A 12,578-nucleotide genomic window follows, 5' to 3' on the forward strand; every position below is an offset into this window, starting at 1 on the left:
ACTTCTTTACATATGACGTATATGTATTTGTAAATGGTAGAGAAGTAGTAGTGATTTATAGCATTTTGTATATACAAATTCGAAAATGAGAAATAAGAATCCTGCTTTTGAATAAAAAAAAGCAACATTCTTATGGAATGCTGCACAAGGAGGGTAGCTATCTTTCATAGGGACATCGTCTTATTGAATGTTTTGTGTATGGTAACAAAACATATTGAAAGACAATTATAAGAAAGTAGAAATAAACGATTCATATATTTCTTTAAGGGATCTTATTACAGATGAGAGATAAGAAATATATAGAACCTTGCTTACATATTTTATTATAGAGATGTTTCGTTAATCCTATGTGAATATTTGGTAAAGGTTATGTAATGTTAAAGTTAATGAATATAAGTGATTGTATGGAGAAATATAAAAAAAGAGGCTGAGATTACTCAGCGCTCTTCTTTTCTTCTTTAATAGCTGTCTTTACTTCACCGGTTTTGGTCTTATTACTTTCAGAGAAGCGAAGTAAGTCACCTTCAATGATTTTGTCAGACATGTTCAATTCATTTTGGGCACGATCAATGAGTGGTTGAGATTCTTCTTTTGGTAATTGTACAACTTCGCTAGTAGTACGGTCGTAGAATGTACTGTTCGTGTACATGTACTTATCTGTAACGAAGCTACCGTCACGAAGAACAACGAATCCCTTATTATCAGGTGAGAATACATCATGACCGAATTGAACTTGATTCGTAGAATCTACACCAAGTAAGTTTAGAATTGTTGGTTTAATGTCAATTTCACCAGTTGGTTTTGAAATTGTTTTACCTTCTTTTTGACCTGGAACGTGAATAAACATCGGTGTTTTTTGTAAGTTCATATGGTCAAATGCAGTGATTTCTTCTTTTCCTAAGAACTGTGCCATTGCACGGTTATGGTTTTCAGAAATACCGTAGTGATCACCGTAGAATACGATAACTGAGTTGTCGTAAATGCCTTCTGCTTTTAGACGCTCAATAAAGTGTTTCATTGCTTCGTCTAAATAGCGAGCAGTTACCATGTAACGGTCAAATACGCCATCACCAGAATTGTATTCATCGATTAATTTCGTGCTGTCATCATAAGTGAATGGGTAATGGTTTGTTAAAGTAAGGAAGCGAGTATAGAACGGTTGCTTCACTTCTTTTAACATATCGATAGATTGATCGAAGTATTCGATATCTTTTAATCCCCAATTTAATTTCGTTTCTGGCGTAATCTTGTAGTCAAGCTCGTTGTAGTAACGATCATAACCAAGTGCCGGATACATAATGTTACGGTTCCAGAATGTTGCGTTGTTCGCGTGGAATACTGATGTATGGTATCCTTGCTCACGTAAAATTTCTGGAGTTGCTGTATATTCGTTATTACCGTGTGTGAAGAATACAGCACCACGGTCTAGTGGATACATGGAAGTATCTACTAAGAATTCAGCATCAGATGTTTTTCCTTGCCCAGTTTGGTGGAAGAAGTTATCAAAGTAATAACTTTCTTTCGTAAATTGGTTTAAGAATGGTGTAACTTCTTGTCCGTTAACTGTTGCACCAATTAAGAATGTTTGTAATGACTCAAGAGAGACAACAATTACGTTTTTCCCTTTTGCCGTACCAAACATATTTGGATCTGGTTTGCTTTGCGTTGTTTTTACGTAGTTCTCTGTTTCCTGTAATTTACTACCGTCAGCAAAAGCTTTTTGTGAACTTGATTTTGCTTGTAAGCCAAGATCATACACTTGGTGTACATATAAACCTAAGTTTTTAACAAGCATAACGCGGTCGAATGAACGTGTTAATAGTTCGGGACGTTCAGCTTCTGCAAGTCCTAAGTTTGCGAAGAAAATAGCAACTGTTGACACGAAGTATAGGGAACGCATTGGGCGTGCTACACGTTCTGTCGGTGCAAAATTCTTCATCTTCTTCAATAAAATGAAGAATACAATAATATCAGCAAATGCAAGGATAATTTTGTAGTTAAACAATTCTTTCACACTAGAACCTAAACTTCCGAAGTTAGATGTTTGTCCTAGTACTGGTAAAGTAACGAAGTCATTGTAGAATCCGTAGAACATTACGTTACCAACAAGAACGATTGTTAAAACAAAATTAATTCCAAGTGCTATATAGTTACGTTTTTTCCCTTTTGCAAATAATGCAAGACCAACAAGCAGTAATGATGCTGCTAATGGGCTAAGGAATAAAATGAATTCTTGCATGAAAGATTCAAGTTTTAAATCAAAGCTTGTGCGTGTAATAAGGTACGTCTTCAGCCATAAAGCTAAAGCTACGAATACAGTGAAACGCACATTTTGAAATTGTGATTTCAAGGTTTCTTTCATTCATTTCCACCCTTTCTCTATCAGGCTTGGTCGATTTTGGAGCGAAAAATGCTAAAATAAAAAATACATAGTTTTCTTGGCCATAATTAGAGGTTCTATATTCACCCATATACGACTATAACTATGCATACCCTTTTGGTTTCTTGTGCTGCTCATAAGCATAACGTCATTTCTGTATTATACAACAAAATTCATTTCTGAGAAACACTATAACATTTTACATTTTTTGTATGAGATTTGTCACTACCAGAGAAAACTGTAACATTCGTTTATATGTCCGTCAACTAGAAAATATAACAAAGGTAGAGCAGAATGTTCAGTGAAAGTGAAAATTTTCTTGTTGAGAAATAAGAAATGACAATGGGTGAGTGGTTATCTAGAAACCTATTATATGAAGGGAAGTATGTAAAAATTAACGAACACTTGTTCTTTTTCGGTTTGTTTGTTACAATGAAAGTTCATTGATAAATTATGTGTAATTTTGATGAACTTTTACTGACAACATATTGCAGCTTATTTCTTTAAAAAAATAGGGAGGCTTTTACATGGAACAAAAATTTTCAGTTGAAGCGTTTTGGAAGAAAGCAAAACATGTTGCAAAGCAAGCGGGACAGTCGGTCATTTATGCAAGTTTATTATTGTTTTATGTTTTGCAAAGACCTGATGTTCCAAAGCGAGTGAAAATTATTGTGATTGGAGCACTTGCTTATTTTATTGCACCAATTGATGCCATCCCAGATTTCATTGCTGGAGTTGGTTATACAGATGATTTAGGGGCGTTAATGGCTGCTCTATTACAAGCGTCGTTATACGTCAATGAAGAGGTGAAAGATAAGGCACGAGTGAAGTTGGCAGAATGGTTTGGTTCGGATATAGACACATCCTTTATCGATCAGAAATTAGATCAATAGGTGAGAACTGTCATATGGTGACAGGGCGAACGTAAGCGAGGAAGTGCATTATGCCATCAGGAAGAACGCATACGAAAATAAACTTAATATCCCTTCCGGTTGTTTTGTTTATGCTCTTTTCGTATGGATTAACAAACTTGGATTTTTTATTAACTTTTGCAATTGGCTTTTTAGTAGGTACTTCATTTTTAACGCCGGATTTAGATACATATAGTAATGCGTATAATAAATGGGGGTTCCTACGTATATTTTGGTATCCGTATAAGAAGGTCATGCCGCATCGATCCTTCTTTACACATACAATTATACTTGGTGATGTGATTCGTATTGCATACATGTTAATTGTGTTTTCTCCGTTTTTATTCCTATTAAATGTAATCGCGCTCGATGGGAATTTAATAGAAATTGCGAAGGAACATGAGGTTGAAATTGTAACGTTCATAATGGGAATTATTGTAGCAAGTACGCTTCACATTATAGCGGATAAAGTGAATACGCGCCGCAAAAAAATGATGAGAAAAAAGAAGAAACGCAGAAGATAAAAAAACCGTCCCAAAAGGTATTTTGGGACGGTTTTTTTCTTATTAAAAGATTGTCGTATCGCCGATAAAATTTCATTTATTATGATGCGTACTGTTTTAATCAAACGTTTGTTTAAACTTAAGCTTTCAGCACTTTAATACCTTTTACGATGTTCCAAATGAAGTAGTATAAGCTAATAATGCCGCAAATACATAAGACAATCATTGCTCCAATGCCAAGTGTTACGTCTGGTTGATTCGATCCGATACCCATAATTCCTAGAATAATAAATCCAATAAATGACGCGATGCTTGGAATGATGTGTGTCCATAGAGCTCGTTTTGCGTGCGGTTTCGTTTCAGAATCGCCCACAATCCACACAATGATAGGGAATAAGATAGGGGCAAATAATACACTAAAGTATGATAAAGCTGCTAATATTTTGTTTCCGTTCATATATATCACCTCATAAATAATATCCGTTTTTATACCTTTATTATGCAGGAAATGTAGCGAGCTTCCTATCGATGAACATTACAAGAACGTGACGTTTTTGTAAGATTCTTATGATAAATAATAAAATTTTCAAAAAAATCTTTTTTAATGAAAATTGTTGTGATAAAATTAATGAAAACGTTTTCTTTGGCGTTTTTTTATTTTAGGTTTAAAGGTATGATGACCTGATAGTCTATTGATGAGGTTATTCTATTTAAAAGGGGATTCTTTAGGGGGAGAGAACAATGAACACATGGACACAAGTTTATGATCCGTTCGGAAACATTTGGATTTCGGCAGCGGTCGCACTTATTCCGATTATCTTTTTTTTCTTAGCTTTAGCAGTTTTCCGCATGAAGGGGTATGTGGCAGGATTAATTACAGTCGTACTTACAATTTTAGTTGCGTTATTCGCTTATAAGATGCCGTTCACGATGGCGATGGCAGCGACGGGATATGGTTTCTTATACGGACTATGGCCAATTGCTTGGATTATCATTATGTCGGTATTTTTATATAAAATATCTGTGAAAACAGGTCAATTCGATGTGATTCGTGCATCTGTATTATCCATTACGAATGACCATCGTTTACTCGTTATTTTAATCGGTTTTTCATTTGGAGCATTTTTGGAAGGGGCAGCAGGATTTGGTGCACCAGTAGCGATTACCGCAGCGCTTCTTGCAGGTCTTGGGTTAAATCCTTTATATGCAGCGGGTTTGTGTTTAATTGCAAATACGGCACCAGTAGCGTTCGGAGCGATGGGAATTCCGATTACAGTTGCTGGACAAGTAACAGGTATTGATCCGCATAAAATTGGACAAATGGCTGGGCATCAATTACCGTTCTTATCATTATTTGTTCCGTTCTTTATCGTATTTTTAATGGATGGATTTAAAGGAGTAAGACAAACATGGCCGGCTCTATTTGTAGCAGGTAGCTCATTTGCAATTACGCAGTTCATTACAGCGACGTTCTTAGGGCCAGAACTTCCGGATATTACGTCAGCACTTGTAAGTTTAGTGAGTCTATCGCTATTCTTAAAAGTTTGGCAGCCGAAAGAAATCTATCAGTCTAAAGAAGCAAATAGTGAGGTAGCAGCAACGGCGATATCTATGCCGAAACTAACGGTAGGAAAAGTAGTAAAAGCATGGTCTCCATTCATTATTTTAACTGTGATGGTAGTCATTTGGAGCCAAAGTTTCTTTAAAGCGTTATTTGCTCCAGGCGGTGCTTTGGAAAGCCTTGTGTTTAAGTTTGAAGTTCCAGGCTTACACAATTTAGTAATGAAAGCAGAGCCAATTGTAAATAAACCGACGCCTTATGAAGCAATCTTGAAATTAGATATTTTATCAGCGACGGGAACAGCAATTTTAATTGCTTGTATCATTTCTATCTTTATTTTGAAAATGAGTGCAAAAGATGCAGTAGTAACATTTAAAGAAACGATAAATGAGCTTAAGATGCCAATTCTATCTATCGGATTCGTATTAGGATTCGCGTTTATCGCAAACTATTCTGGTCTATCTTCTACATTAGCATTAGCACTTGCAGGAACTGGCGGACTATTCCCGTTCTTCTCACCATTCCTAGGCTGGATCGGTGTATTTTTAACAGGATCCGATACGTCAGCGAATGCACTGTTCTCGAATTTACAAGCGATTACAGCGCAGCAAGTCGGTGTATCTGAAGTACTTCTCGTTGCAGCAAATACAACGGGCGGTGTAACAGGAAAAATGATTTCTCCGCAATCGATTGCAATTGCTTGTGCGGCAGTTGGACTTGCTGGAAAAGAATCAGATTTATTCCGCTTTACAGTGAAGCATAGTTTATTCTTCGTAATTATTGTTGGTATTATGACGTATGTACAGGCATATTATTTAACGTGGATGATTCCATAAACAACAAAAGAAATAAACTTTGCATTTTTCAGATTATCGTGTATGATGGGAAAGTATTGAAAATTAAATCAGTGATAAACTAGGGGTGCCTAACGTATGCGTAGGCTGAGAGAGAAGCGTGTGAACTTCTTAACCCTTTGGACCTGATCTGGCTCGTACCAGCGTAGGGAAGTTAACGGCTTTACATAATGATGTCTTTATGAGCCAGGTCCTTATTTTTTTATGGACCTGGCTCTTTTTATTTTGGCATACGCTGGCCATATCTTGTCCTTGTCACGTACAGGGGGGCAACAAAGGTTATGAAACAGTCTGTTTCAGCTGAGCAAATTGAATTGAAATCGAGTTTACCAGGAAGTAAGAAAGTGTATGTGGATGGACCACGCGCGGGTATGAAAGTGCCGATGCGCGAGATTGAACAAAGCGAAACGAACGGTATTCCGAATCCGCCAATTCGTGTATATGATACGAGCGGTCCTTATACAGATCCTGCGTATAAAGTGGAACTGGAAAAGGGATTGCAGGCGCCGCGCCACTCTTGGATCCTGGAGCGCGGAGATGTAGAAGCATACGAAGGGCGCGAAGTAAAACCAGAGGATGACGGTGTGAAAGTGGCTTTGAAACATACGCCTGTTTTCCCGCAAATGGATCGTCAGCCGCTTAGAGCAAAGCAAGGTGGAAATGTTACGCAAATGCATTATGCACGTAAGGGTATCATTACGTCTGAGATGGAATATGTTGCGATTCGTGAAGGAGTAGAACCTGAGTTTGTTCGTAAGGAAATCGCGGAAGGTCGTGCCATTTTACCAGCGAATATTAACCATCCGGAAGCAGAACCGATGATTATCGGCCGTAACTTTCACGTGAAGGTCAATGCAAATATCGGAAACTCTGCTGTATCTTCTTCAATTGCAGAAGAAGTAGAGAAGATGACGTGGGCAACGCGTTGGGGTGCGGATACGATTATGGATTTATCTACAGGTAAAAATATTCATACGACGCGTGAGTGGATTATTCGTAACGCGCCTGTACCAGTTGGAACTGTACCGATTTATCAAGCGCTGGAAAAAGTAAATGGAATTGCAGAAGATTTAACGTGGGAAGTGTATCGTGATACGTTAATTGAGCAGGCGGAGCAAGGTGTGGATTACTTTACGATTCACGCGGGCGTATTACTTCGTTACATTCCGATTACTGCAAAGCGTACGACAGGTATCGTTTCACGTGGTGGTTCAATTATGGCACAGTGGTGTTTATTCCATCATAAAGAAAACTTCTTATACACTCATTTTGAAGAGATATGTGAAATTATGAAGCAGTACGACGTTTCGTTCTCTCTTGGAGATGGATTACGTCCAGGTTCGATTGCAGATGCAAATGACGAAGCACAGTTTTCTGAGCTTGAAACACTTGGTGAATTAACGAAGATTGCTTGGAAACATGATGTGCAAGTGATGATTGAAGGACCTGGGCATGTACCGATGCATTTAATTAAAGAGAATATGGAGAAAGAGCTTGATATTTGTCAGGGCGCGCCGTTCTATACACTTGGGCCGTTAACGACAGATATTGCACCAGGTTATGACCATATTACATCGGCAATTGGAGCGGCGATGATTGGCTGGTTTGGCACGGCGATGCTTTGTTATGTAACACCGAAAGAACATTTAGGTTTACCGAATAAAGATGATGTTCGCACGGGGGTTATTACGTACAAAATTGCTGCACATGCAGCTGATCTTGCGAAAGGGCACAAAACGGCTCATCAGCGTGATGATGCACTTTCAAAAGCTCGCTTTGAATTCCGTTGGCGCGATCAATTTAATTTATCTTTAGACCCTGAACGTGCGATGGAATATCACGATGAAACATTGCCAGCAGAAGGCGCGAAAACGGCTCATTTCTGTTCAATGTGTGGACCGAAGTTTTGTAGTATGAGAATTTCACATGATATTCGTGAATATGCGAAAGACAATGATTTAGAAACGACAGAAGCAATTGAAAAAGGGATGAAAGAGAAAGCGAAAGAATTTAAAGACACTGGTAGTCATTTATACCAATAACACGTTACACCTCTTTACTTGATTGATCTGTAGTACCTAACTTAAATATAGAAGAAGCCCCCTTTGCTAAGACGGTAGCAAAGGGGGCTTCTATTTTCTATAAGGCGAAGAATAATTGTACCCAGTAGTATAAGAGGAATAATGTGACGGCTGTTGTGAGTGGGATTACGATGAGAGATACGCTTAAATAATCTTTCCATTTCACTTTAATTTTATTTTGTCTTAGGATATACATCCAAATGAGGGAAGCTAGCGTACCGATTGGTAATAATAGTGAACCGATGTCACTACCAATGATATTTGCGAGATAGATAGTTTTTAATGTGACTGGATCTAGGCCCATTTCTGTTAATGTAATGGTACCAATCATAAGTGCAGGGTGATTATTAAAGACGTTAGAGAGGATAGATACAAGTCCGCCCATTGCAAAGCTAGCATAGAGTAGATGTTGACTTACAACTGGTTCAAGCCAATTTACAAGCGCCGTTGTTAATCCTGCGTTGTGAAGCCCGTAAATAATTACATACATAGAGAAAGCGAAAATTAAAATGTGCCACGGTGTCTTTTTCAAAATATCGACTGGGTTTGTTCGTAAGTAGTACCATCTCCAGATGAGAAGAACGAGTGAACCGAGTACAGCAACAATTTCGATTGGAATCGATAAGAAGGATGCAACGAATAGAAGACAGCGCATAAGAAAGACGAAACCTAATACTTTTAACATAAATTTTGTACGTTTTTGTTTCGTATTAACAGATTTTGTTCCTTTAAGTGGATGGAAGTTTTTTGTGAAGAAAATCTCTTCAATGTCATAAGAAGAAACAGGTAATTTTTTAGGAAGCTTTTTCTTTAACACTGTATACATGAGCCATGACATAAATAATAAACCTAGTGTTGCAGGTACAAACATCATAGCAGTATGCATGTAAAGAGTCATATTAACGATATTTAATGCGATTAAGTTTACGATATTACTTACACCAATTGGTGCACTAGATGCAGTAGCGATTAAAGCACCACTTAATAAATAAGGAATTTGTTGATGTGGTTTTAATTGAAGGTTTTTTAGAAGAAGAATTAAAATTGGAGTTGTAATTAAAATACTACCGTCGTTATTAAATAAAAGAGTCATAAGAAAACATAATAATTGAATATACCAGTATAGACGGCGACCAGATCCTTTTGCTAAATTTGCAAGTTTCGCTGCGGACCAGTGGAAGAAGCCGAAGCTTTCTAATATAACCGCCATAACGATGGTCGCTAATATTGTTATAGAGGCACCGCCAATTTTACTAATAATATCTATGACGTCTGGTCTTGATACAAGTCCAGTAATCAAGATAATGCCAGCGCCAATTGCTGCCGGCCAAGCCTCATTTAAGCCACGGGGTCGCCAAAAGATAACAATCATCGTTAAGAAGAATACAATAATAGTAATCCATATTTCAATGCTCATATTTTACCTACCTTTCTACTTTTCCTTAAACCAATGTAGCTTGTCTCAAGGTTTGTATTAGTAGTATATTCAGCGAAAAATAGGAAGAACTAGACATATAATGGAATAAAGTGAATATGTGTTTTTCAAGCGAAAGGACAAGTGTCACGAATAGTGAAATAACTATTGTGAGAGGAGTCTATAAATTAGGGGGGCAGTAAGATAGTAAATGAAATTTATATGGGCGATTATGGAGATATATTGGCGCAACTTAAAATATATCAGCGATTATTGAAATATATCAGCGATTTTTAAAATATATCGACTTATCGACAAAACATGACAAAAGGAGCCCATCCAAAATGCCTTTTGGAACAGACTCCCCCGAATATATTATTTTTCCTTCAAAAAAGTTCGATCCTTCAAGAATAAATTCCAGAAGAAAATAAATCCTGGTAGTAAAATTGCGATTCCAATTGCGTATAGGATAAGCAATGCATAGAATGTTTCTGTCGTTGTAAAACTTGTAAATACAGTTACATCAGGATAAATAATATAAGGTAAATGTGCGACACCGTAAGCGTAACTTGCAAATGCATATTGAGCGACGACCGCTAAAACGGCGATGCGAGGGTATCCTAGTGTGCCGTACTTCTTGTTTGTCCACCAAAGAGAAGAGTATCCGATAACGAATAAAACGATAGAAACTGTAAACCATGGGAATTGCTTTATTAGTCCTTGCATAAGCCAGTGTGTTTCCGGATCCATTACAACGAGGGCGATAATCGCCGTAACGAGTGTTGCAGGACCAAGGATGATGGCATTTCTTCTATAAATTCTATACGAATCTTCTGAACCTTGCTCTCTCGCAAAATCAGCAAGAAAGAGAGAGGAGAGAAATAGTTCCGAAGTTAGCCCAAAGAGCATATAGCAGTAGATAACCGGGCTAGAAAGAAGTTTTCCATACAGGAGTACTTCTTTTCCTTCAGAGATTGTAATATAAGCCCCCTCTGTAACGGGTAAAACAGTAATTAATAAGGCTGGAATTAAGAGCCCAGTAATACCTGAAATCACCCGAAGGAGGAATTGATACTTTGGCAGAGAGTAAGCAAATACCATGAATGTACTGCGAATTGCAATGAGTATTAAAATTAACATAACTGGCACGAACATCACTGTCGCAAGGGTGAAAGCAGCTTTCGGAAAGAAACCGAGAAAAGCGACAACGACAAAAACGAGAAATGTATTTGTTACTTCCCAAGTTGGTGATAAGTATCGATTGGCAAGTTTGGCAGCGAGCGTTGGATGTTTTGCGTATACCATGCCCCAAAAACCTGCTCCAAAATCGATGGACCCTAATATACTGTATACGAAAATAAGAGCCCATAAGATGATGATTGCAATACTTTCCTCATGCACGAGAATCGCCTCCTTCGTGATGTAAATCATTTGTAAGCGGATGTTTCTTAAAGAATGTCCGTAGTACAAAAACTGTTAAAATGCCGAGTCCAATATATAAAATGATGAATAGAATAAATAAAGGACCGACAAAATCAGCGCGTGTAGAAGCGTCGACTGTCCGTTGCATACCATAAATGGTCCATGGTTGACGACCACTACAGCTGAAAATCCACCCGAATTCAATACCGAGCATCATAATTGGTCCACATGCTGCAGCTCCCCAAAGAAGCCACTTCGGTAATTCTGCACCTTTTTTTCGGTAAACAAAGTACCAATATAAGAGGGCGATTGCTGCAACTGCAAAAGTAAAGGCAGCGGTGCCGACCATTAAGTTGAATAGTGTATGTGTGTAAAATGGTGGCCATGTTTCTTGTGGGAATTCCTTTAGTCCTTTTACGACGGTGCTAGGGTCGAGTCCCACTAGTAGGCTAAGCATGTTCGGAATTTCTAGTGCATAGTTTAGTTCAAGTGTGTTAGGGTCTACAACTCCGCCAATTGATAATGGTGCATGTGATGTCGTTTCAAATAAAGCTTCAGCAGATGCAAGTTTTTCAGGAGAATGCTTATGTAAGGCAATCGCCGATTCGTGTCCCGAAAGCCACATCGTAGCACCTGTAATAAATGTCACGACGAGTCCTAACAGTAGTCCCTTTTTATGATAAGCAATTTCACGTTTACTTAAGTTCTTCTTTAATAATTTAAATCCAGCGATAGAGGCAATGACGGCAGCTCCAGTTGTATAGGCTGTAATCACAACGTGGAATGCGCTTGTACCAAAACTCGGATTAAAGAAAGCTTTCCATGGATCAACGTTAAAAACTGATCCATCTGGTCCCATTGAAAAGCCTGCGGGTGTATTCATCCATGTATTTGCTGATGTAATAAGCACGGCAGATGCCGTGGCACCAATCATGACGAAGAATAGCGAGATTAATCTCATGAATGGAGGTAGTTTGTCAGCTGCATATACATAAATAGACATGAACAACGCCTCTAAAAAGAAGGCGAAAATCTCAATTTGAAAGGGAACAGAAATAACCTGCCCAACAATTTTGGCAAAACCAGGCCAAAGAAGTGAGATTTGCACACCAACAATTGTTCCAGTTGGAATTGCTACACCGAGAAGGATGGCAAAAGCCTTCGTCCATCTTTTCGCCATAATGGCGTAATCGGAATCTTTCTTCCAGTGATAGAGTATTTCACTTATAAAAATCATTAATGAAAGTCCGACACCAAGTGTTGCAAAGATAATGTGGAATGCTAATGAAGAACCAAAAAATGCTCTTGCTAATGTTACCGTATCCATATGTAAACTCCTCTTCTTTTTGCCATTATTTTCTGATTGAATTGGAAGATTTATTCAGAAAAACTACCAAAAATATATATGTATTTAAAAAGTGGATATGGTAATATAATGTTTGAATATTCTAA

Annotated in this window: 9 protein-coding genes and 1 riboswitch; of the genes, 4 read left to right on the forward strand and 5 right to left on the reverse strand. The window is 37.9% G+C overall.

Annotation, left to right across the window (positions count from 1 at the left end):
• Positions 1-433: 433 nt before the first annotated feature.
• Positions 434-2,362 (reverse strand): LTA synthase family protein, encoded by a 1,929-nt coding sequence (locus ACSG5Z_RS21635; RefSeq protein ID WP_060488013.1) that lies wholly within the window; start codon positions 2,360-2,362, stop codon positions 434-436.
• A gap of 545 nt (positions 2,363-2,907) precedes the next feature.
• Between ACSG5Z_RS21635 and ACSG5Z_RS21640 the strand changes: the two genes are divergently transcribed.
• A complete protein-coding gene (locus tag ACSG5Z_RS21640; RefSeq protein ID WP_000435500.1) occupies positions 2,908-3,273 on the forward strand; it encodes a YkvA family protein in 366 nt (121 codons plus the stop codon).
• Positions 3,274-3,323: 50 nt separating this feature from the next.
• Positions 3,324-3,815 carry a metal-binding protein gene (locus ACSG5Z_RS21645; protein ID WP_075309741.1) on the forward strand — a complete coding sequence of 164 codons (492 nt, stop codon included), beginning with the start codon at positions 3,324-3,326 and terminating at the stop codon, positions 3,813-3,815.
• 118 nt (positions 3,816-3,933) lie between these two features.
• Here ACSG5Z_RS21645 and ACSG5Z_RS21650 read toward each other — a convergent pair whose 3' ends face one another.
• Positions 3,934-4,251, reverse strand: a complete 318-nt coding sequence (locus ACSG5Z_RS21650; protein WP_087983179.1) for a magnetosome magnetite crystal formation protein family — start codon at positions 4,249-4,251, stop codon at positions 3,934-3,936.
• A 284-nt stretch (positions 4,252-4,535) separates the two neighbouring features.
• On the opposite strand from ACSG5Z_RS21650, the gene lldP reads away from it, so the two are divergent.
• Positions 4,536-6,191 carry an L-lactate permease gene (lldP, locus tag ACSG5Z_RS21655; protein WP_088064819.1) on the forward strand — a complete coding sequence of 552 codons (1,656 nt, stop codon included), beginning with the start codon at positions 4,536-4,538 and terminating at the stop codon, positions 6,189-6,191.
• Positions 6,192-6,262: 71 nt separating this feature from the next.
• Positions 6,263-6,378: riboswitch (TPP riboswitch) on the forward strand.
• 112 nt (positions 6,379-6,490) lie between these two features.
• On the forward strand, positions 6,491-8,251 hold the full coding sequence (gene thiC, locus ACSG5Z_RS21660; protein WP_000814449.1) for a phosphomethylpyrimidine synthase ThiC: 1,761 nt from the start codon (positions 6,491-6,493) through the stop codon (positions 8,249-8,251).
• A 97-nt stretch (positions 8,252-8,348) separates the two neighbouring features.
• Here the strand turns inward: thiC and ACSG5Z_RS21665 are convergent, their stop codons facing one another.
• The 3 genes from ACSG5Z_RS21665 to cydA form a co-directional block, all read right to left on the reverse strand.
• Positions 8,349-9,707 (reverse strand): arsenic transporter, encoded by a 1,359-nt coding sequence (locus ACSG5Z_RS21665; protein WP_088064818.1) that lies wholly within the window; start codon positions 9,705-9,707, stop codon positions 8,349-8,351.
• 372 nt (positions 9,708-10,079) lie between these two features.
• On the reverse strand, positions 10,080-11,105 hold the full coding sequence (locus ACSG5Z_RS21670; RefSeq protein WP_000544164.1) for a cytochrome d ubiquinol oxidase subunit II: 1,026 nt from the start codon (positions 11,103-11,105) through the stop codon (positions 10,080-10,082).
• Positions 11,098-12,453 carry a cytochrome ubiquinol oxidase subunit I gene (gene cydA / locus ACSG5Z_RS21675; protein ID WP_000381970.1) on the reverse strand — a complete coding sequence of 452 codons (1,356 nt, stop codon included), beginning with the start codon at positions 12,451-12,453 and terminating at the stop codon, positions 11,098-11,100. The genes ACSG5Z_RS21670 and cydA overlap by 8 nt, the downstream gene beginning before the upstream one ends.
• Between the last annotated feature and the right edge of the window lie 125 nt (positions 12,454-12,578).

This window comes from Bacillus pretiosus, from assembly GCF_051294775.1.
Lineage (GTDB): Bacteria > Bacillota > Bacilli > Bacillales > Bacillaceae_G > Bacillus_A > Bacillus_A wiedmannii.

Bases quoted from the DNA above. Each gene is read 5' to 3' on its own strand.
- ACSG5Z_RS21635 (WP_060488013.1), bottom strand. From the start codon at position 2,362: ATGAAAGAAACCTTGAAATCACAATTTCAAAATGTGCGTTTCACTGTA.
- ACSG5Z_RS21640 (WP_000435500.1), top strand. From the start codon at position 2,908: ATGGAACAAAAATTTTCAGTTGAAGCGTTTTGGAAGAAAGCAAAACAT.
- ACSG5Z_RS21645 (WP_075309741.1), top strand. From the start codon at position 3,324: ATGCCATCAGGAAGAACGCATACGAAAATAAACTTAATATCCCTTCCG.
- ACSG5Z_RS21650 (WP_087983179.1), bottom strand. From the start codon at position 4,251: ATGAACGGAAACAAAATATTAGCAGCTTTATCATACTTTAGTGTATTA.
- lldP (WP_088064819.1), top strand. From the start codon at position 4,536: ATGAACACATGGACACAAGTTTATGATCCGTTCGGAAACATTTGGATT.
- thiC (WP_000814449.1), top strand. From the start codon at position 6,491: ATGAAACAGTCTGTTTCAGCTGAGCAAATTGAATTGAAATCGAGTTTA.
- ACSG5Z_RS21665 (WP_088064818.1), bottom strand. From the start codon at position 9,707: ATGAGCATTGAAATATGGATTACTATTATTGTATTCTTCTTAACGATG.
- cydA (WP_000381970.1), bottom strand. From the start codon at position 12,453: ATGGATACGGTAACATTAGCAAGAGCATTTTTTGGTTCTTCATTAGCA.